At 68.9% G+C, this 20,513-nt stretch carries 14 protein-coding genes; 7 read left to right on the forward strand and 7 right to left on the reverse strand.

The genetic code is table 11. From position 1 onward, the window contains the following. Positions 1-61 precede the first annotated feature (61 nt). Positions 62-280: a hypothetical protein gene (locus EV148_RS17080; RefSeq protein WP_132000064.1), complete on the reverse strand. Its 219-nt coding sequence runs from the start codon at positions 278-280 to the stop codon at positions 62-64. 223 nt (positions 281-503) lie between these two features. On the opposite strand from EV148_RS17080, the gene EV148_RS17085 reads away from it, so the two are divergent. The 3 genes from EV148_RS17085 to EV148_RS17095 all read left to right on the forward strand — a co-directional run bounded on the left by EV148_RS17085 (position 504) and on the right by EV148_RS17095 (position 3,572). Then, positions 504-1,448, forward strand: a complete 945-nt coding sequence (locus EV148_RS17085) for a GGDEF domain-containing protein (protein ID WP_132000065.1) — start codon at positions 504-506, stop codon at positions 1,446-1,448. Continuing rightward, a complete protein-coding gene (locus tag EV148_RS17090) occupies positions 1,449-2,810 on the forward strand; it encodes a DUF3182 family protein (RefSeq protein WP_132000066.1) in 1,362 nt (453 codons plus the stop codon). Between the two features lie 87 nt (positions 2,811-2,897). Next, positions 2,898-3,572, forward strand: coding sequence for a nitrogen regulation protein NR(II) (locus EV148_RS17095; RefSeq protein ID WP_132000067.1), 675 nt, complete (start codon positions 2,898-2,900; stop codon positions 3,570-3,572). Positions 3,573-3,579: 7 nt separating this feature from the next. Here EV148_RS17095 and EV148_RS17100 read toward each other — a convergent pair whose 3' ends face one another. Both EV148_RS17100 and EV148_RS17105 read right to left on the reverse strand, forming a co-directional pair. Then, a complete protein-coding gene (locus EV148_RS17100) occupies positions 3,580-4,959 on the reverse strand; it encodes a sigma-54-dependent transcriptional regulator (RefSeq protein ID WP_132000068.1) in 1,380 nt (459 codons plus the stop codon). A 242-nt stretch (positions 4,960-5,201) separates the two neighbouring features. Next, the gene (locus EV148_RS17105; RefSeq protein ID WP_132000069.1) at positions 5,202-5,441 is read right to left on the reverse strand and encodes a hypothetical protein; all 240 of its coding nucleotides are present in this window, start codon (positions 5,439-5,441) and stop codon (positions 5,202-5,204) included. Between the two features lie 297 nt (positions 5,442-5,738). On the opposite strand from EV148_RS17105, the gene EV148_RS17110 reads away from it, so the two are divergent. Both EV148_RS17110 and EV148_RS17115 read left to right on the forward strand, forming a co-directional pair. Beyond that, a complete protein-coding gene (locus EV148_RS17110) occupies positions 5,739-11,480 on the forward strand; it encodes a HAMP domain-containing protein (RefSeq protein ID WP_132000070.1) in 5,742 nt (1,913 codons plus the stop codon). Then, positions 11,465-13,204: an ATP-binding response regulator gene (locus EV148_RS17115; RefSeq protein WP_158287525.1), complete on the forward strand. Its 1,740-nt coding sequence runs from the start codon at positions 11,465-11,467 to the stop codon at positions 13,202-13,204. Before EV148_RS17110 ends, EV148_RS17115 begins: the two co-directional genes overlap by 16 nt. 8 nt (positions 13,205-13,212) lie before the next feature. Here EV148_RS17115 and EV148_RS17120 read toward each other — a convergent pair whose 3' ends face one another. The 3 genes from EV148_RS17120 to ligD all read right to left on the reverse strand — a co-directional run bounded on the left by EV148_RS17120 (position 13,213) and on the right by ligD (position 17,826). Further along, positions 13,213-14,019: a tetratricopeptide repeat protein gene (locus EV148_RS17120; RefSeq protein ID WP_132000072.1), complete on the reverse strand. Its 807-nt coding sequence runs from the start codon at positions 14,017-14,019 to the stop codon at positions 13,213-13,215. Between the two features lie 6 nt (positions 14,020-14,025). Next, positions 14,026-14,922 (reverse strand): non-homologous end joining protein Ku, encoded by an 897-nt coding sequence (ku, locus tag EV148_RS17125; RefSeq protein WP_132000073.1) that lies wholly within the window; start codon positions 14,920-14,922, stop codon positions 14,026-14,028. Positions 14,923-15,033: 111 nt separating this feature from the next. Continuing rightward, complete coding sequence (gene ligD / locus EV148_RS17130; RefSeq protein ID WP_132000074.1) at positions 15,034-17,826, reverse strand: non-homologous end-joining DNA ligase; 2,793 nt, start codon at positions 17,824-17,826, stop codon at positions 15,034-15,036. A 30-nt stretch (positions 17,827-17,856) separates the two neighbouring features. Here ligD and EV148_RS17135 point away from each other — a divergent pair, with 30 nt between their 5' ends. Beyond that, complete coding sequence (locus tag EV148_RS17135; protein WP_132000075.1) at positions 17,857-18,576, forward strand: DUF72 domain-containing protein; 720 nt, start codon at positions 17,857-17,859, stop codon at positions 18,574-18,576. Further along, on the forward strand, positions 18,569-19,267 hold the full coding sequence (locus EV148_RS17140) for an alpha/beta hydrolase family protein (protein ID WP_199222815.1): 699 nt from the start codon (positions 18,569-18,571) through the stop codon (positions 19,265-19,267). Before EV148_RS17135 ends, EV148_RS17140 begins: the two co-directional genes overlap by 8 nt. Here the strand turns inward: EV148_RS17140 and EV148_RS17145 are convergent, their stop codons facing one another. Continuing rightward, positions 19,268-20,506, reverse strand: coding sequence for a hypothetical protein (locus tag EV148_RS17145; protein WP_132000076.1), 1,239 nt, complete (start codon positions 20,504-20,506; stop codon positions 19,268-19,270). It lies immediately after the preceding gene. Between the last annotated feature and the right edge of the window lie 7 nt (positions 20,507-20,513).

Genomic DNA, 20,513 nt, shown 5'->3' on the forward strand with positions numbered 1-20,513 from the left:
GCCTGTTCATTGCGGCTCAAGGCGCGGCGCCGACCGCGGCGGAGGCGGGCGACGTGGCCCGTCAGGCGCTCTTCGCGGCGCGCTGCGAACGGAAGCGATCGAGCGCGGCCTTCAGCGCGTCGGTGCGGTCGCGCATGAGCTTGAGCTTCACGCGCGCTTCGATGACCTTGACCTTGAACTCGTCACGCTCGACCGGGCTCGGCGTCGCCGCGACCGGTCCGGCGCCCTTGAGCTGGCGCAGAGCCGTGTTCCAGTCGCGTGCATCGAACTTGGCCGTCATCGGGGTTTCCTCGCTTGCAGTCACGACGTTTCGCCGCGATCCTCGGCGGCATGGCGACAATCTGTCGGACATCGGCGCAACGGACTGTGACGGCGGCCACGGGACGACGTTCAGGTGCGTGGACGGTCGCACGAGGCCGCCGGATGGCCGGCGCATGCATCCATCGCATGTCCTGCGCGGCCATGCCGGGGCACGGCGGGAACGTTGCCTGCAGGAGCGAACGATGACCGAAGACGGCAACCCATCCACGGGCGTCGACCCTGCAGTCTACAAGACCCTGCTCGAGTCGACGCGTGCGATCCCTTGGAAGATCGACTGGGGCACGAAGGCGTTCGCCTACATCGGCCCGCAGATCGAAGCGTTGCTCGGCTGGACGCAAGACAGCTGGGCGTCGGCGCAGGACTGGGCCGAACGCATCCATCCGGACGATCGCGAGCGGGTCGTGCAGTTCTGCGTCGCGCAATCGCAGGCCGGCGTCGACCACGAAGCGGATTACCGTGCGCTGACGGCCGCCGGCGACTACGTCTGGATCCGCGACGTCGTGCACGTCGTGCGCGACGCGGATGGCTCGGTCGAAGCGCTGGTCGGCTTCATGTTCGACATCAGCGAGCGCAAGCGCACCGAGGAGCAGCTGCTCGGCCTGCAGGCCGAACTGCAGGACCTGTCGTTCAAGGATGCGCTCACCGGCCTCGCCAACCGCCGCCGCTTCGACCAGGTCATCGAGCGCGAATGGGCGGAGGCGGGATCCGGCGCCCGACCGCTGTCGCTGGTCATGATCGACATCGACTACTTCAAGCAATACAACGACCACTACGGCCATCTGCGCGGGGACGCCTGCCTCAAGCAGGTGGCCGACCTGCTGTTCGGCGCGGCACAGGGCGGGCGCAATTTCCTCGCGCGCTTCGGCGGCGAGGAGTTCGCGCTCGTGCTGCCCGAGACGAAGGCCGAAGCCGCGCGCAAGATCGCGACGCGCTGCCGTGATGCGATCTCGCGCGCGCGGATCGTCCATGCCGCGTCGGCGATCGGTGACTGTCTCACGATCAGCCTCGGCGTCGGTTCATGCGTGCCGGACGACGCTCAGGGGCTCATGCCGTTCATGGAATGCGTCGATCGCCGCCTGTATCTGGCGAAGCAGCAGGGTCGCGATCGCATCGTCACCGACGGCTGAGTGCGATTGGCGCCATCGGCGCAGGTGCACGCCGCACGCGTGCGTCGTGCACGGCGCGGCCGAAGGCGCGGTTCGCGCCGCCAGATCCTGCGCCATGCCGCCGCCGGCGCGGCACTCGACCACCGCGACGGCAACGGTTTCGCACACGGCGAAATAATTTCGCAGCGCGCCGCGCGACAGCGTGTCGTGGCGCGCCTGCACCGCTGGCACGGCACCTGCTTCGATGCCCCGGCTCCCCACGAGAAGGTCGCATCGATGAGCATCGAAGAGGCGCAGTTCCGCGGCGCAGGCCGGGTCGAAGCCGTCACGCGCGAGGAGCCGGCGGACGGCGCCGGACGCGAATGCCTGGACCACACCGCCGAGCGCATCGCCCGCCTGCTGCAGTACGAATACGGCGGCGTGCGTGACGGGCGCCAGCGCATCTACTTCGTGCCCGACCACACGCTCACCCTCGGCGAGGCCGCACGCCTCGGCATCCGGTCCGAGCGCGACCTGTACGGCGGTGTCGTGCCGTACGCGTTCGTCGGCACGCGCGCAGCGACGCACGCGCCGGTCTCGGCGGACGCGATCGTGCCGCAGCGCTGGTCATACGCGCTCGCGCGCATGCTCGCGACGAGCGTCCTGCGTGGCTACTCCGCGTTTTCGCTCATGGATGCGTGCGCGGCGGCGAAACGGCTGCTGCGCAGCGGACCCGTGCGCATCCATCGAGGCGACGCCGAGCCGGCCGAGGCGAGCGCGGTCCTGCACGACGTCGACGAGTGCCTGGAGGCGCTCGAGGCGATCCCCCTCGTCGATCTCGCCGTGCGCGGCGTGGTGGTCGAGCATGCACTGGCCGAGGAGACCGTGCACGTGGTCGGCAGCGCGCAGGTCGGCGCGCAAGCGATCAGCTACATCGGCACGCGGCGCGCGCCGCGCATCGAGCAGGGGCGGGCGGTGCACGCGGGCTGCGACCTCGTCGTCGTGCAGGGTGACTTCGCCGCGCTCGACGGCGTCGGCCTCGATGCCGAGAGCCGCGCCGCGGTGCTGAAGGCGGCGCACTACGATGCCGCGCTCGCCCACGCCTACCGGCCATCGTTCGCTTCTCGACGCAGCTACGACGTCGTGCGCGGGCGCAACGCGCACGGTGAAGTGCGCATGGGCGTGCGCGGCCCGCTCTGGAGCTGCTCGGCCGAGAGTCCGGCGGAGGTCGCGGCGATGCTCGCGTTCCGTGACCTGCCGGGGCTCGCCTCGCTGCGTGCATCGACCTACGAGTCGATCGGCGCGTTCGACCTGCCGGACGGCGCAATGGTCTATCATCGGGCCGACGACGAGGCCGGCGGCTTGGTGACGCGCTATTGCACGATCGACATGCATGCGTCCTGAGGTCGTGGCATCGCCGCACGCGAGCCGCGACATCTGCGTGGCTCACCGCCCCCGGCGCAGTGCCGCCAGTCCACAGCGAGGCACGCCATGCAATCCACATCGCCGATGACGAACGTGCCGCGTGTCGAGACGCTGGGGCAGCTCGTCGGGCAGTTCGCCCACGACCTCAACAACCAGCTCGCGATCGCGCTCGCGAGCGTCGAACTCGCATCCCGGCTCGACGATCGCGACAAGGTGCGGCAGCTGCTGAGCCGCGCGATCGATGCAATCGAGCGCCAGCGCGCCCTGCTCGAGGCGATGGCGAACGCATCCGCCGCCTGTGCGCGCCCCGAAGCCTGCGACGTGCACGCATTGCTGGAAGACGTGGGTACGCGATTGCCGTCGCGCTTCGTGCTCAAGCGCAGTGCCGCCGATGCCACCGTGGTCTGCGACCGCGCGTTCCTGTGCGATGCGCTCGCGCACCTGCTTGCCCATTCAGCCTCAGGGGACGCGCTCACGATCGAGACGAGCAACGACCCCGCCTCGCGCCTCGATGGCGCCGCATCGCTCGTGCTGGTGGTCGCGCCGATGGCGCCACCGGACCGCGGCCCCGAGCGCGCATTCGCACCGTTCGGTGGAGCGGACGGTGGCGGACTCGGCCTCGCGCAGATCCACGACACGGTGCGCCGCACCGGTGGCCGGGCCGATTTCCAGGCGTTGCCGGGCGAGGTCTTCGGCCTGCGCATCGAGCTGCCGCTGGCGGCCTTCGCCGTGGCGGGTTGAGCGTGCCTCAGTCCGGCTTGTCGTCGTCCGGCCCGCTGCCGACGAGGTCGTCGCCGATCAGTCCCTGTTCGCGGTAGCGCAGCAGGCGGTTGTAGATCGTCTTGGTGGTGATGCCGAGGGCGCGCGCGGCGCGCCGCTTGTTGTTGCTGCTCGCGGCGAGCGTCTTCAGCAGCATCTCGCGTTCGACGTCGTCGAAGCTCATGCCGACGGCGAAGCGGATCGAGCCGTCGTGCTCGGTGATCGCGCGTGGAGAGGTGTCCTCCGCGATCGTCACCGTGTCCTGGTCGGCCAGGATGTACGCGCGCTGCACGGCATGGCGCAGCTCGCGCACGTTGCCGGGCCAGTTGCGGTCGCCGAGGCGGCGCAGGCTGTCCGCATCGAACACCCGCGTGGTGGCGTAGCGGCGGTTGAGGCGTTCGAGGAAGTGGCGCGCGAGCAGCGGGATGTCCTCGCGCCGCGCGCGCAGCGGCGGGATCGTCAACGGGAACTCGCCGAGGCGGTAGTAGAGGTCGGCACGCAGGTGGCCGTTGGCGACCGCGAGCTGCGGATCGCGATTGGACGCGGCGACGATGCGCACGTCGACGGGGATCTCGCGCGCGCCACCGACGCGCGTGAGGGTGCGCGTCTCCAGCACGCGCAGCAGGTACACCTGCAGCGCGAGCGGCATCTCGGTCACTTCGTCGAGGAACAGCGTGCCGCCCTGCGCCTGTTCGAAGAAGCCGCCGTGCGCCTGTGCTGCGCCCGTGAATGCGCCGCGCTCGTGGCCGAACAACTGGCTGCTGAGCAGGTCGTGGGCGATTGCGCCGCAGTTCACCGCGATGAAGCGCCCACTGCGGCCGCTCAGCTCGTGCAGCGCCTGGGCGACGAGTTCCTTGCCGGTGCCGCTTTCGCCGTGCACGAACACGGCGACGTCGAGCGGCGCGACGCGGCGTATCTGCTCGAACAGCGCGCGCATCGGCGCGCTTTGCCCCACCATGCCGCCGACCGGCGCGGCCGCGCGCGGCAGGCGCGTCGCCGCGCGTTCGCGCGCATCGCGCATCAGCTTGGCGAGCGCGTCCACGGCGACCGGCTTGACCAGGTACTCGACCACGGGCTTGCGCACCGCGCGCACCGCGCTCTCGATCGACGGGAATCCGGTCGCGATGGCGATGCGGCCGTGTTCGGTCAGATCGATCTCGTCGACGAGGTCGAGCCCGTTGCCGTCGGGAAGCGAGAGGTCGACCAGCAGCAGGTCGAAACGCGCTTCCTCGACGCAACACCGCGCTTCCGCCAGTGTCGCGGCCTGCGTCAGCTCGCACTGCTCGAGGCGCGCGACCTCGGCGACGATGTCGCGGAAGGCATCATTGTCGTCGACGACGAGCACGCGCGCGGCGTTCGATTGATCCATCGATGAACCTCTGCAGGACGATGCGTCGCGACGCGATGCCTCCCCGCGACACCGGGAGAACATACCGCATTCCGCCGCGGCGACGCGCGCTCGCGAGGGCGCGTTCATGTTTCGTTGGCAAAAAAAGACTGCCAGGAGGCAGTCTCGGGGACCGAGGTTCGGACGCGGGGCGCGCGCGGGAAGGGCGGCCCGGGCATCGGGGGGGGGGGGAGGGAGGAACCTCGGGTACTCCAGAAACAATTTCAGACGACGGCCGCCGCGCGTTCATCGAACGCGTGCGCCGACGGGGCATGCGCGACGGCGGCGTCGCGCTCGATCACGCTCCAGCGCTCGACGCTCCAGGCCGGGTAGCGCCACCAGCGCGTCGCGAACTCGCCGCGCCGGTAGCAGCCGCGCAGGGGCACGCAACGCGCATCGATCATGAACTGGACGGCTTCATCCTCGCCCGGCAAGCGTTGCGCGGTCGTGGTCCACATCCCCATGTCCCTCTCCATCGGACGGATGAAGCCGCCCTCGCAGAAGGGAAAGCACGCGGCGTGCCAAAGCGTGCCGGTCGACGGGAATACGTTGAATGAACGGCGCTGACGCTTCGAGCGCGTGCGATGGTCTTTCGCGAGTGGGAAATTTCTACACGGTGCGTGAACCTTTTTTCGCGATGTGCACCGCGCGTCGAATCGGTAAGCTAGCGCGGTGTCTCCGTTGCGCATGCGTGCGCGCAGCGCACGCGGGGACGCTTTCATCGACGTCGTACAGGGGGTGGCATGGCGACTCGACGCAAGATGGCAGCGACTGTCGCGACGTTGCCCGAAGTGACCGACGAGGCGCGGGCGACGGCGCGCCCAGCGGGCACGGACGACATGCTGCGTGAACTGCTGCGCGTGATGCAGGCGGTGCGCGACGGCAACTTCGGCGTGACGATGCCGGGCGACTGGTCGGGCATCGAAGGCAAGCTCGCCGACACGCTCAACGAAATCGTCATGAACAACCGCCGCATGGCCGACGAGCTCGAGCGCGTCGGCGCCGCGGTCGGCAAGCGCGGGCGCACCAGCGAACGCGTGGTCGGCGCGAGCCGGCGTGGCGCGTGGCAGGCGATGGAACGTTCGGTCAACACCCTCATCGACGACCTGCTGTGGCCGACCGAGCGCATGACGCTGGCGATTTCCGGCGTCGCGCGCGGCGATCTCACCCGCCTCATCGACCTGCAGGTCGACGGTCGCGCGCTCGAAGGCGAGTTCCTCCGTTCGGCGACGATCGTCAACACGATGATCGAGCAGCTCAGCGTGTTCAGTGCCGAAGTGACGCGCGTCGCGCTCGAGGTCGGCACCGCCGGCCGCCTCGGCGGCCAGGCGCAGGTGAAGGGCGTGTACGGCGTGTGGAAGGACCTGACCGACTCGGTCAACCAGATGGCGTCGAACCTGACCGCGCAGGTGCGCAACATCGCCGAGGTCACGATCGCGGTCGCGAGCGGCGACCTGTCGCGCAAGATCACCGTCGACGTGCGCGGCGAGATCCTGCAGCTGAAGGAAGCCATCAACACGATGGTGGACCAGCTGCGCGGCTTCGCCTCGGAGGTCACGCGCGTCGCGCGCGAGGTCGGCACCGACGGCAAGCTCGGTGGCCAGGCAATCGTTCCGGGCGTCGCCGGCACGTGGAAGGACCTGACCGATTCGGTCAACGCGATGGCGACCAATCTCACCTCGCAGGTGCGCAACATCGCCGAGGTGACCACAGCGGTCGCGCGCGGCGACCTGTCGCGCAAGATCACCGTCGACGTGAAGGGCGAGATCCTGGAGCTCAAGGACACGATCAACACGATGGTCGACCAGCTCAACGGCTTCGCCGCCGAGGTCACGCGCGTCGCGCGCGAAGTCGGCACCGAGGGCAAGCTCGGCGGCCAGGCCGCGGTACCCGGCGTCGCGGGTACCTGGAAGGACCTCACCGACAACGTCAATTCGATGGCGTCGAACCTCACCGGCCAGGTGCGCAACATCGCCGAGGTCGCGACCGCGATCGCCAACGGCGACCTGTCGCGCAAGATCACCGTGGACGTGCGCGGCGAGATGCTCGACCTCAAGGAAACGCTGAACACGATGATCGAGCAGCTGCGCTCGTTCGCGTCGGAAGTGACGCGCGTCGCGCGCGAGGTCGGCACCGAAGGCAAGCTCGGCGGCCAGGCGCAGGTACCCGGCGTCGCCGGTACGTGGAAGGACCTCACCGACAACGTCAATTCGATGGCATCGAACCTGACCGCGCAGGTACGCAACATCGCCGAAGTGACCACCGCGGTCGCGCGCGGCGACCTGTCGCGCAAGATCACCGTCGACGTCAAGGGCGAGATCCTCGAGCTGAAGGACACCATCAACACGATGGTCGACCAGCTCAACGGCTTCGCCGCCGAAGTGACCCGCGTCGCGCGCGAGGTCGGCACGGAAGGAAAACTCGGTGGCCAGGCACAGGTGCCCGGCGTCGCCGGCACCTGGAAGGACCTCACCGACAACGTCAACTCGATGGCGTCCAACATCACCGACCAGGTGCGCAACATCGCCGAGGTGACGACCGCGGTCGCGCTCGGTGACCTGTCGCGAAAGATCGTCGTCGACGTCAAGGGCGAGATCCTCGAGCTCAAGGACACGATCAACACGATGGTCGACCAGCTCAACGGCTTCGCCGCGGAGGTCACGCGCGTCGCTCGCGAGGTGGGCACGGAAGGCAACCTCGGTGGCCAGGCGCAGGTCGAGGGCGTGTCCGGCGTCTGGAAGGACCTCACCGACAACGTCAATTCGATGGCGTCGAACCTGACCACGCAGGTGCGCAACATCGCCGAGGTGACCACCGCGGTCGCGCGCGGCGACCTGTCGCGCAAGATCGCAGTGGACGTGCGCGGCGAAATCCTCGAGCTCAAGAACACGATCAACACGATGGTCGACCAGCTCAACGGCTTCGCCGCGGAAGTCACGCGCGTCGCGCGCGAGGTCGGCACCGAAGGCAAGCTCGGCGGACAGGCCACCGTGCCCGGCGTCGCCGGCACCTGGAAGGACCTCACCGACAACGTCAATTCGATGGCGTCGAACCTGACCACGCAGGTGCGCAACATCGCCGAAGTTGCCACCGCGGTCGCGCGCGGCGACCTGTCGCGCAAGATCGCGGTGAACGCGCAGGGCGAGATCCTCGAGCTCAAGAACACGATCAACACGATGGTCGACCAGCTCAACGGCTTCGCCGCGGAGGTCACGCGCGTCGCGCGCGAGGTCGGCACCGAAGGCAAGCTCGGCGGCCAGGCGACCGTGCCCGGCGTCGCCGGTACGTGGAAGGACCTCACCGACAACGTCAACGTGATGGCCGCGAACCTGACCAACCAGGTGCGCGGCATCGTCAAGGTCGTCACCGCGGTCGCCAACGGCGACCTCGGCCAGAAGCTCACGGTGGAGGCGAAGGGCGAAGTCGCCGCGCTCGCCGACACGATCAACAGCATGACCGACACGCTCGCGATCTTCGCCGAGCAGGTGACCACGGTCGCGCGCGAGGTCGGCGTCGAAGGCCGCCTCGGCGGCCAGGCGAAGGTGCCGGGAACCGCGGGAACCTGGAAGGACCTCACCGCGAACGTGAACCTGCTCGCCGAGAACCTGACCAACCAGGTGCGTGCGATCGCCGAGGTGGCGACCGCGGTGACGCAGGGCAACCTCACGCGCTCGATCCAGGTGGAAGCGCGCGGCGAAGTGGCCGACCTCAAGGACAACATCAACGCGATGATCGGCAACCTGCGCGCGACCACCGAGCGCAACACCGAGCAGGACTGGCTCAAGACCAACCTGGCGCGCTTCAGCGGCATGATGCAGGGCCAGCGCGACCTGCTCGAGGTGGTGCGCACGTTGCTGTCCGAACTCGTTCCGCTCGTCGACGCGCACCAGGGCGTGATGTACGTGATGGAGAACGAGGGCGGCACGTCGTTCCTGCAGCAGATCTACGGTTATGCCGACGACCCGCCGGGTGGCGAGCCGCGCTGCTATCGCCTCGGCCAGGGCCTCGTCGGCGAATGCGCTCAGCTGCGCCGCAGCCTCCTGCTGACCGAGATCGCCGACGAGCGCATCCGCATCGCCAGCGGGCTCGTCGAGGCGACGCCGCGCAGCGTGATCGTGATCCCGGTGCTGTTCGAGAACGAGGTCAAGGCGGTCATCGAACTCGCCACCCTCGGCGAATTCAAGCCGTCGCACCTCGCGTTCCTCGAGCAGCTCACTGGCAGCATCGGCATCGTGCTCAACACGATCGAGGCGACGATGCGCACCGAGGGCCTGCTGTCCCAGTCCCAGCAGCTCGCCGGCGAGCTGCAGGCGCAGCAGAAGGAACTGCAGCAGACCAACGACGAGCTCGCCCTCAAGGCGAAGCTGCTCGCGCAGCAGAACGCCGAGGTGGAGCGCAAGAATCGCGAGATCGAGCAGGCGCGCCGCGCGCTGGAGGAGAAGGCGGCCGAACTCGCGCTGGCTTCGCGCTACAAGTCCGAGTTCCTCGCCAACATGTCGCACGAACTGCGCACGCCGCTCAACAGCATCCTCATCCTCGGACAGCAGCTCGCCGACAACGTCGAAGGCAACCTGACCGGCAAGCAGGTCGAGTTCGCGCATACGATCCACGCCGCGGGCACCGACCTGCTCAACCTCATCAGCGACATCCTCAATCTCTCGAAGATCGAGTCGGGCACGGTCACCGTCGACACCGAGGAGCTCGCATTCGCGCAACTGCGCGACATGATCGAGCGCAATTTCGCCCACGAAGCGGAGCGCCGCAAGCTGCGTTTCGTCACCCGTTTCGACGGCGCGCTCGGCTCATCGATGGTGACCGACCCCAAACGCCTGCTGCAGGTACTGAAGAACCTGCTCTCCAACGCGTTCAAGTTCACCGACCACGGCACTGTTTCCTGCGACGTCAGCGTCGCGCATTCGGGTTGGACGCCGGATCATGCGGTGCTCAGTACCGTGCCGGTGGTGGTCGCGTTCGCGGTGCGCGACTCGGGCATCGGCATCCCGGCCGAGAAGCAGCGCATCATCTTCGAGGCGTTCCAGCAGGCGGACGCGGGCACGTCGCGCAAGTACGGCGGTACCGGCCTCGGCCTCGCGATCAGCCGCGAACTGGCCAACCTGCTCGGCGGCGAGATCCAGCTGCGCAGCGCGGTGGGCGAGGGCAGCACGTTCACGCTCTACCTGCCCTTGCGTTACGTCGGGCCCGCCATGGTCATCGATGGTTTCGCGACCGAACGGCCGGCGCCGCCGGTGCCGTTGCCGGCGCCGCCGGTGCCGTTGCCGGCGCCGCGCACCGAGGAGATCGACGACGACCGCGAGGCGATCGTCGCCGGCGAGCCGGTGTTGCTGATCGTCGAAGACGACCCCCACTACGCGAAGGTACTGCTCGACCTCGCGCGCGAGAACGGCTTCAAGGGCATCGTCGCAATGCGCGGCATCGAGGCGATCGCGCTCGCGCGCAAGTACCTGCCGACCGCGATCTCGCTCGACATCTTCCTGCCCGACGTGCTCGGCTGGACCGTGCTGAGCCGGCTCAAGCAGGATTCGGCGACGCGCCACATCCCGGTGCAGGTCGTGACGATCGAGGACGAGCGCCAGCAGGGCCTCGAGCGCGGCGCGTTCTCGTTCATCAACAAGCCGGTGACGACCGAGGGCCTGACCGAGGCTCTGACGCGCATCAAGGATTTCGTCGCGCCGCGGCCGAAGCGCCTGCTCGTGGTCGAGGACGACGACGCCGAGCGCATGAGCATCGTCGAGCTGATCCGCCACGACGACGTCGAGATCGCCAGCGTGTCGAGCGGTTCGGCCGCACTCGAGGTGATCCGCGCCGAGCGCTTCGATTGCGTCGTGCTCGATCTGCGCCTGCCGGACATCTCCGGCTTCGAGCTGCTCGATCGCATCCATGCCGATTCCGCGCTGCGCGACGTGCCGGTGGTGGTGTTCACCGGCAAGGAACTCAGCGAGGAGGAAAGCCAGGCGCTCAAGCGCGTCGCCAAGAGCGTCGTCATCAAGGGCGTGCAGTCGCCCGAGCGCCTGCTGGACGAGACCGCGCTGTTCCTGCATCGCGTGATCGCCGACCTGCCGCCGCACCAGCAGCGCATGCTGCAGAGCCTGCACGAAACCGACGAGGTCCTCGCCGGCAAGCGCATGCTCGTCGTCGACGACGACGTGCGCAACATCTTCGCGCTGTCGAGCGTGCTCGAGCGACACGGCATGCTCGTGTCGACGGCGTCGACCGGGCAGGAGGCGATCGAGCTGCTGCAGGCGACGCCCGACGTCGCGCTCGTGCTGATGGACATCATGATGCCGGAGATGGATGGCTACGAAACGACGCGCGCGATTCGCGGCGACGCGCGCTTCCGCTCGTTGCCGATCGTCGCGCTGACTGCGAAGGCGATGCGTGGCGACCGCGAGAAATGCCTAGAGGCCGGTGCCTCGGACTACCTGGCCAAACCCGTCAACACCGACCAGCTGCTGTCGGTACTGCGGCAATGGCTGCATCGCTGAGCGCCGCCGTCGACGCGCCGGCCGACCGCGCGCGCATCCTGCTCGTCGACGACCAGCCGGCGCGCCTGCTCACCTACGAGGCGATCCTCGCCCCGCTCGGCGAGGAACTGGTCGCGGTGCAATCGGGCGAGGAGGCGTTGCGGCGCCTCATGGAGGTCGAGTTCGCGGTGATCCTGCTCGACGTGAGCATGCCGGGCCTGGACGGCTTCGAAACGGCCGGCCTCATCCATGCGCATCCGCGTTTCGAGAACACGCCGATCATCTTCGTCACCGGCGTGCACGTCGGCGAGCTCGACCGCCTCGAGGGCTACCGCCTCGGCGCGATCGACTACGTGCAGATCCCGCTCGTGCCCGACATCCTGCGCAGCAAGGTCGCGGTACTGGTCGAACTGTACCACCGGCGGCGCGAATTGCGCGCGCTCAACCAGAGCCTCGCCGGCGAGAACGCGAGCCTCGCGCAGGCGAACCTCGACTTGCAGATCGAGCGCGCGCGCGAGTTCCAGGCGCTGTCGGAAACGCTCGCGGCGGCCAATGCGAAGCTGTCCGAGGCGAACTCGGCGCTGGAGGCGGAAGTGGCCGAGCGGCGCCATGCCGAGCAGGTCTCGCTGCAGCTCGCGTCGAGCCTGCGCAAGCTAGACCGGCGCAAGGACGAGTTCCTCGCCACGCTCGCCCACGAATTGCGCAATCCGCTCGCGCCGATCCGCAGCGCGGTGGCCGTGCTGCAGGGCCCGGCGCTCGACGAGGCGACCGCGCGCCACACGCTCGAGGTGATCGACCGCCAGGTGCAGCAGCTCGTGCGCCTCGTCGACGACCTGCTCGACGTCTCGCGCATCACCTACGATCGCATCGAGCTCAAGCGCGAGCGCGTCGAGATCGGCGCGGTGCTCGCCGCGGCGCGCGACATGATCCTGCCGTCGATCGAGCAGCGTGGCCAGGCGCTCACGCTGCAGCCGCCGCCGCTGCCCGTGCACGTGGACGGCGATCCGCAGCGCCTGACCCAGGTGATCGGCAACCTGCTCAACAACGCGAGCAAGTACACCCCGCCCGGCGGCACGATCGCGCTCGGCGCGCGCGGCGAAGGCGAGCGCGTGCGCGTGACCGTGACGGACGATGGCATCGGCATCGCCGCCGAGGACCTGCGCAACGTGTTCGACCTGTTCGTGCAGGTCGACGCCGCGCGCGAGCATGCGCAGGGCGGCCTCGGCATCGGCCTCACCCTGGTCAAGCGCCTGGTGGAAATGCACGGCGGCACGGTCTCGGTCGAGAGCGAAGGGCGCGGCCGCGGCGCGCGCTTCACGGTCGAGCTGCCGTGCGCGATGGAGCCGTCGCTGGCGGCGCCGTCGGCGGGCGAGGCCGGCGTGGCCGGTGCCTCGCGCAGGATCATCGTCGTCGACGACAATCGCGATGCAGCGGACATGCTCGCCCTGACCCTGCAGATGCTCGGCCACGAGACGCGCGCGGTGTACGACCCGCTGCTCGCGCTCGACGCGATCGCTGCCTTCGGTCCCCACCTCGCCTTCGTCGACCTCGGCATGCCGCGACTCGGCGGCCTCGAGCTCGCCGGCATGATCCGCGAGCGCTTCGGCCGCTCGATCCGGCTCGTCGCATTGACCGGATGGGGCCAGCCCGCCGATCGCGAACGCACGCGCGAGGCCGGCTTCGACTTCCATTTCGTCAAGCCGATCGAGCTCGGCCAGGTCGAGAAGCTCTGCGCGGACGGGTGAACGGCGCCTCAGCCGCGGGCGAGCAGCCGGCGGTACTGCGCCATGTGGCGGATCGCCTCGCGCGGCTGGTCGAGTTCCTCGCACAACAGGGCGAGGTTGTAGTGGGCATCGGCCATCTGCGGATCGAGGCTGAGCGCCGCTTCATAGGCCTTGCGCGCCTGCGGCTTGCGGTCGAGGTCGTCGAGCAGCACGCCGAGGTTGTAATGGAGCAGGGCGTCGCGTATGCCGGCCTCGAGCGCGTCGAGATAGGTGCGCACGGCCTCCTCGTAGCGGCCCAGTTCGTGCAGCAGCCGACCCTTGTTGATGCGCGCGTCCACGCGGGATGGGTCGGCGGCGATCGCGGCGTCGTAGGCCGCGAGCGCTGCCGCGCTGTCGCGGCGCTCGAGCGAGCCGTCGTCCGCACCCTCGCGTGCCGCCGCACGCGCCGGCGCAGGCTCGATCACGCGCAATGAGCCCGCATCGGGGTCGTTCTCGAACGCGAGCAGGTACTGGCCCGACCCGGCCGCCCAGCGCGCGCCGCCTTCGCGCACGACGACCTCGTCGGCGATCGCGCCGATGCTGAGGCCGGACAGCGGCATCTCCTCGGGCAGGCGTGCGCGCAGGTCCTTCAGCGCCCGCACGATGCGCCGCTGCGGAATGTTCGCCGCGGCGAGCGCCTGCGCGGTGCGCAGCACGATGAGATCCTGGAACGAGAACTGCCACGCATTGCGCGAGCCGCGCGCCGGCGCGACAAAACCCGCCGCGATGAGCGCACGGATCGTGCTGCGGGGCAGGCGGAGGAGTTTCTCGACGTCGCGGACGCCGTACGAATGCATCGCGTCCTACTTCGCCTTGCGTGCGGCCTTGCGCTTCGGAGCGGCTTCGGCCTCGGCACGCTTGGCCGGCTTGCGCGCGGGTTTCGCCGCCGTCTTCGCCGCCGCGCCTCTCGCGGCCGCCGCGCCGCCCTTGCGCTCGAGGCTCGCGCGCAGCGCTTCCATGAGGTCGATGATCTGCGCGCCGCCCTGTTCGGGTTCCTCGGCGAGCGTGATCTGGTGTCCCTCCACCTTCTGCTGCACGGCCGCCTCGATGCGCGCGCCGACTTCGTCCTTGTATTCGCGCGGATCCCAGGTGCTCGAACTCTGCTGGTCGATGAGCTGCTGGGCGAGCTTGAGCTCGGCGTCCCTGACGTCGGTCGTCGCGATGTCGATCTCGCTGATCGGCCGCACTTCATTCGCGTACAGCAGTTGCTGCATGACCAGGCCGTCCTCGACCGGGCGGATCATCACGATGTACTGCTTGCCGCGCGTCGCCCAGCGGCCGATTGCGCAGCGCTTGGACGTGCGCAGCGCCTTGGCGAACAAGGCATAGGGCTTGGCGCCGCCCTTGTCCGGCGCGAGGTAGTAGGCCTTGTCGAAGTAGACCGGGTCGACCGCGGAGATCGGCACGAATTCGGAGATGTCGGCCGCATGGCTGCCCGCTTCCTCGAGCGCCTTGAGCTCCTCGGAGGTGAATTCGACGTACTGGTCCTTGGCGAATTCATAGCCCTTGACCATGTCCTCGCGCGCGACCGGCACGCCTTCGAGCGCGCAGATCATCTGCTGCTTGAGGCGCGAACCGCAGCCCTTGTGCAGCAGATTGAAGGAGATCTTGTGGCTCGCCTCGGTGGCGGAATACAGCTTCACCGGGATCGAGACGAGGCCGAAGGAAATGCTTAGCGACGCGATGGATCGTGCAGCCATGATGGTCTCCGGTTCCGCGCCTGCCGCCTCGCCATCGGGACGGCGTGTCGATGGTGCGCATGCGCGCATGTACGGAAGCTGGCGCGGGCGCGAGCGGGACGACGCGCATGCTCAGCGTCGTTTCGAGCCGAGTATGCGGGCCAGATCCTGCTTGCGTTCGAGAATGTCCGCCCAGCGATCTCCCTTTTGAATCAACGTCTTTACCACATTTGTTACGGTAAAGTCGAGGGGGTGGGCCTTTTCGAGTTCGGCCCAGCTCAGCGGCATCGACACGGGCGCGCCAGGTACCCCGCGCGGCGAGTAGGCGGAGTTGAGGGTCTTGCCGCGCACGTTCATGTTGTGGTCCATGAAGATCTTGCCGGTGCGCTTCTGCACGCTCCATTCCATCGTGATGTCCTTCGGCCGGCGCTTGAGCAGGTGCCGGCTCACGAGTTCGGACACGCGGCGCGCGTCGTCGAAGTCGAGCGTGCGCTCGATCGGCACGAACACGTGCAGGCCGGTCTTGCCGGACGTCTTCACGATCGGCTCGAGCTTCATTTCGGCGAGCAGCTCGCGCAGCGCGAAGGCGACCTCCTTGCCCTTCTCGAACGCGACCGTGTTGAGCTCGGGTTCGGCACCCTTGGCCTCCTTGCCCGAGTAGATGTACGGGTCGATGTCGAAGACGACGTAGTCGGGGTAGTTCAGCACCGACGCCTCGAGCGCTTCGAGCGAACTCGAAAAGTCCGTCGACTTCGACACCGAATCCGGACCGACCTTCGCGCGCGAATGCCAGACGTGGAACTCGAGCGTGCCCGACTGCGCGAGCCAGAGCAGGGTCGGGAGATCATTGCAGACGAGGTAGTCGTGCTGCTCGTCGCGGTGTTCGGAGAACACGGTGATCGTGTGCGTGAAGGCGGGACGCGCCTGCTCCCAGTGCTTCTGGAAGAAGCGCTGGCCGCCGATGCCATCCGGCATGCGGATCATCGTCAGCGGCCGGTCGGCGAGGTGCGGCAGGATCAGCGGCGACACCTGTGCGAAGTAGCGCAGCAGGTCGCGCTTGGTCAGCGCGGGTTGTTTCAGCGCGGCATCGGCCGGCCAGTAGACGCGGTCGAGATGGGTGAGGCGGATGCGCTCGGCGCCGACGGCGAGGTCGAGCGTGTTCTTCGGCTGTTCGAGCTGGGCGAGGACTTCGCCGATGCGCGCATCCACCGGCGCCGCTGCTCCAGCGCCCTTGCGCGCGCGCGTGCGCGGTTCGGCCGGTTCGGCATGGCTGCGGCCGCGCGCGGAGGGCGCGGCCTTCACTTCGCCCGCGGCGTCGCTCGCAAGGTCCGGCGCCCGCGCCCGGCTGCGCCGCACGGATTTCGGATCGATGTCGTCGCGCAGGCGCAGGAACACCGGCGCGCGCAGGGATCCGTCATCGGTCCAGCTCTGGTATTCCACCTCGGCGACGAGTTCCGGTTTCACCCAGGTGGCAGGGCCATTGACGAGGGGCCGACTCGCGAACGGGCAGCTGCGCGTGCGCAGGGCCTGCAGGCGCTCCTCGAGTTCGCCGAGCGAGCGACCGTCGAGGCCGGAGCCGACGTGCGAGGCGAAGCGCAGTTCGCCACCCTCGTGATAGCCGATCAGCAGCGAGCCGAGCGCTGCGCGCGAGCCCTTGCCGCGTGTGTAACCGCCGATGACGAACTCCGCGCTCTGCACCGGCTTCACCTTGAGCCAGGACGGCGACCGCTTGGCCGGCTCGTAGCGGCTGTCCTTGCGCTTGCCGATCACGCCTTCGAAACCGCTCGCGAGTGCTGCCTGCTCGAGCGCAGGCCCGTCCTCGTCCGCGTGCACGCACTGCACGAGTGGCGAGGGCAGCAGGCATTGGGCGAGATGGCGACGGCGGTCCGCGTACGGCAGGCGGCGCAGGTCGATGCCGGCGAAATACAGCAGGTCGAAGGCGAAGAACAGCGTCGGCGAGGCCCTGTCGGCCGCGGCGATCTCGCGCGCGTTCTTGAGCTGGAAGCGGTTCTGCAGCGCGTTGAACGAGGGCTTGCCGCTCGCGTCGAAGGCGACGATTTCGCCGTCGAGGATCACGCCATGCGGCCCCTGCTGCTTTAGTTCCGCGGCGAGGCGCGGGAACGTCGGTGCAAGTTCCAGCCCGCGGCGCGAACGCATGCGCACGCCAGGTTCGTCGACGTACACGAGCATGCGGTAGCCATCGAGCTTGGGTTCCCACAGCCACGCCGGGTCGCGGAAAACCTTCGCGCCGGTCTCGGCCTGCATCGGTGCGAATGGCGCCGGCATCGCCGCGTGCTTACCGGTCGGAACGAGGCGGGACGCGGGCATGCGCTGCACGGGCACGACCTCGAGGTCCTTCACCTCGACGCCGGAGAGCACCGAGCGCGGCTGCGCGTGGAGGTCGTGCGGGCCGGCGAAGCGGTCCTTGTGCTTGATCAGCAGCCAGGTCTTCGCATCCTTCGTGCGCACGAGTGCGAACGAGCCCTTGAGCTTCTCGCCGCGCAACTGGATGCTCAGCTTGCCCGCGGCGAGTTCCTCGCGCACGCGGCGCTGCGCCAGCGCGCGATCGTCGAAGGCGGTGCCGCCTTCGTCGGGGCTGTACACGCCGCAATCCCACACGATCACTTCGCCCGCGCCGTACTGGCCCGGCGGGATCACGCCTTCGAACGAGGCGTAGTCGTACGGATGGTCCTCGACGAACACCGCGAGCCGCTTGTCGTTCGGGTCGAGCGAAGGGCCGCGCGGCACCGCCCACGACAGCAGGACGCCGTCGCACTCGAGGCGGAAGTCGTAGTGCAGGTGGCGGGCCGAATGCTGCTGCACGACGAACAGCAGCGGGCCGGCGGCGTCCGCGCGCACCCCGGGCTTGGGCTCGGGGGTGGTTTCGAAGCGGCGCTTCGCGGAATATTCGCCGAGTTTCGCCATGTCTGTATCGCGTCGGACGAGGGCCGGGCCATGACAGCACGACTGTGGGCGGGAGCGAGCGGCTACTCGTTCAAGGAGTGGAAGGGAAGCTTCTACCCCACGACGATGAAGCCCGACGGCATGCTTGCCTGGTACGCCGCGCGCCTGCCCACGGTCGAGATCAACAATACCTTCTACCAGATGCCGAAGGCATCGGTGCTGGAGACCTGGGCCGCGACGACGCCGCAGGGATTCCGCTTCGCGATCAAGGCGCCGCGGCGCATCACGCACGATGCGCGCCTCGAGGCGGACGCCGCGGCCGATTCGGTCATCTACCTGTACCGCACGCTCGAATCGCTCGGCGCCAAGCGCGGACCGGTGCTGTTCCAGCTGCCGCCGTTCATCCGCAAGGACCTCGCACGGCTCCGCGATTTCCTCGCCGTGCTGCCGGGCGATCATCGCGCCGCGTTCGAATTCCGCCACGCCAGCTGGTTCGACGATGGCGTGTACGCGTTGCTGCAGGGCGTCGGCGCCGCGCTGTGCCTGTCCGAACGCGAAGACGATGCACCGCCGCCGCTGGTCGAGACCGCGCCCTGGGGCTACGTGCGGCTGCGCCTCGAGGACTACCCGGACGACGAACTCGGGCGCTGGGCGCAACGCCTGCGCGCGACCTCATGGACCGACGCGTACGTGTATTTCATGCACGAACCGACGGCACCCGCATACGCGACGACGCTGCTGCACGGCGTGGAGGAGGGGCACGGTGGCTGACCGGCGCGCGGACATCGGCGCGATGGCGCTGCCGCCGGAGGCGGGCGGTAAATCCGTTTCCATGCTGGCCGTGGCACCGGCGCATGCGCATGCAGCGTTCGTGTTCGCCCATGGCGCTGGCGCGGGCATGACGCATCCGTTCATGGCTGCGGTTGCCGACGGTCTCGCCGCGCGCGGCATCGCGAGCCTGCGCTACCTGTTCCCGTACATGGAACGCGGCTCGAAGCGGCCCGACTCGCCGAAGATCGCGCAGGCGACCGTGCGCGCGGCCGTGGCCGAGGCGGCGCGCCGCTGGCCGGACCTGCCGTTGTTCGCCGGCGGCAAGTCGTTCGGTGGCCGCATGACCTCGCAGGCGCAGGCACTCGAACCGCTCGCTGGCGTGCGCGGCCTCGTGTTCCTCGGCTTTCCGCTGCACATGGCCGGCAAGCCGTCGATCGATCGCGCGTCGCACCTGTCCGACGTCGGCGTGCCGATGCTGTTCCTGCAGGGCACGCGCGACGAACTGGCGGTGCCGGCGCTGCTGCGCCCCGTGGTCGCCGGCCTCGTCGCCGCGACGCTGCACGAGATCGAGCACGCGGACCATTCCTTCCACGTGCCCGTGCGCAGCGGGCGCACGGACGCGGACGTGCTGGGCGAACTGCTCGGCGTGTTCGCGGAGTGGGTCGAGGACCGCTGCGCCGGCACGCCCTGATCAGGCTTCGTGCGCCGCCGGTGAGGCACCGAACGAATGGGCGTCGTAGAAGTAGACCACGCCCTCCTGTGCATTGCTGCCGACCTTCTTGGTGTACGCGCCGACCGCCGCCGACGCGCCGTCGAGCGCGCCGTAATAGCCGAAGACGTCGCCGGGGACGCCGTCGCTGGCCGAAAGTCGCTGGTGCTGGGCGTACATCCCGGACTTCAGCTTGAACAGGTAGGCGGCGCCGCGGTAGTCCTTCTCCGCGTACGCGCCGACGAGCGCGGTGTCACCCGACATGCTCACCAGGGCGCCGAACAACGCGGGCCTGGCGCTGTCCGAGGCGGTCGGCACGATCTTCTGCACGAGCCGCCATCCGCTGCGATCGCGCTCGTAGCGGTACACGGTGCCCTGGTTGCCGTCGACGACCGCACCTTGCGCGCCGATCAGGGCGGTGTGGCCCTGCAGCGCGATCGAAACGCCGAAATTGTCGCGCGCCGCGCCTTGCGCATCGGAAATCTTGCCATCCTGCACCCACACGCCGTCGTCCAGGCGATACGGGTACACGATCCCTTGGCCGATGTTCCCGCCCAGCGTGGCCGTGCGCGCGCCGACCAGCAAGGTGTTGCCGGAGACCGCGAGCGCCGCGCCGAAGGAATTGGTCACGTCGTCGGGCGCCGGGTTCTCGAGGATCTGCGTCTGCACCCAGTCGCCGGCGTGGCTGGGGCGACGGAATACGTACACCTTGCGCGGCTGGTACTCGCCATGGATGCTGGCCCCGCCGGCGCCGACGAAGGCGTAGTCGCCGTCGAAGGCGACAGCCGTACCGAAGGTGGCGAAGCGCGTGCCGTCACTCGCGGCCAGTACTTGCGTCTCGGACCAGCCCGACCGTTCCGTCGTGCCGCCGCGCATGAAGACGTGCACGACGCCCTGCCAGATGTTGTTGCCGACCGCCGCGTTCGGCGCGGCGACGAACGCGATGTTTCCGTGCAGCGCGACGGCGGCACCAAACTGGTCACCCGCCGTGCTGCCCTTGCCGACGAGCTTCTGCCGCTGTTGCCAGCCGCTGCCGGACTTGTCGAACACGTACACCGCGCCTTGCGACGGCTGCCCGGCGACGGTCGCGTTCTTCGCGCTCACGAAAGCGGTCTTTCCGGAGATCGCAACCCACGATCCGAGCCAGGCGAGGGGCGTGCCGTCGGAAGCCGTGGCCTCCTGTTCCTTCCAGATGGTTGCAGCTTGGGGAGAGTTGGGCATGGTGCAC

Origin of the sequence: Dokdonella fugitiva (assembly GCF_004342425.1) — a bacterium.
Taxonomy (GTDB): Bacteria; Pseudomonadota; Gammaproteobacteria; order Xanthomonadales; family Rhodanobacteraceae; genus Dokdonella_A; species Dokdonella_A fugitiva.

Coding starts and splice junctions, on each gene's coding strand:
- ku (WP_132000073.1), bottom strand. CDS start 14,922: ATGGCTGCACGATCCATCGCGTCGCTAAGCATTTCCTTCGGCCTCGTC.
- EV148_RS17105 (WP_132000069.1), bottom strand. CDS start 5,441: ATGGGGATGTGGACCACGACCGCGCAACGCTTGCCGGGCGAGGATGAA.
- EV148_RS17145 (WP_132000076.1), bottom strand. CDS start 20,506: ATGCCCAACTCTCCCCAAGCTGCAACCATCTGGAAGGAACAGGAGGCC.
- EV148_RS17115 (WP_158287525.1), top strand. CDS start 11,465: ATGGCTGCATCGCTGAGCGCCGCCGTCGACGCGCCGGCCGACCGCGCG.
- EV148_RS17095 (WP_132000067.1), top strand. CDS start 2,898: ATGCAATCCACATCGCCGATGACGAACGTGCCGCGTGTCGAGACGCTG.
- EV148_RS17110 (WP_132000070.1), top strand. CDS start 5,739: ATGGCAGCGACTGTCGCGACGTTGCCCGAAGTGACCGACGAGGCGCGG.
- EV148_RS17085 (WP_132000065.1), top strand. CDS start 504: ATGACCGAAGACGGCAACCCATCCACGGGCGTCGACCCTGCAGTCTAC.
- EV148_RS17135 (WP_132000075.1), top strand. CDS start 17,857: ATGACAGCACGACTGTGGGCGGGAGCGAGCGGCTACTCGTTCAAGGAG.
- EV148_RS17080 (WP_132000064.1), bottom strand. CDS start 280: ATGACGGCCAAGTTCGATGCACGCGACTGGAACACGGCTCTGCGCCAG.
- EV148_RS17120 (WP_132000072.1), bottom strand. CDS start 14,019: ATGCATTCGTACGGCGTCCGCGACGTCGAGAAACTCCTCCGCCTGCCC.
- EV148_RS17100 (WP_132000068.1), bottom strand. CDS start 4,959: ATGGATCAATCGAACGCCGCGCGCGTGCTCGTCGTCGACGACAATGAT.
- ligD (WP_132000074.1), bottom strand. CDS start 17,826: ATGGCGAAACTCGGCGAATATTCCGCGAAGCGCCGCTTCGAAACCACC.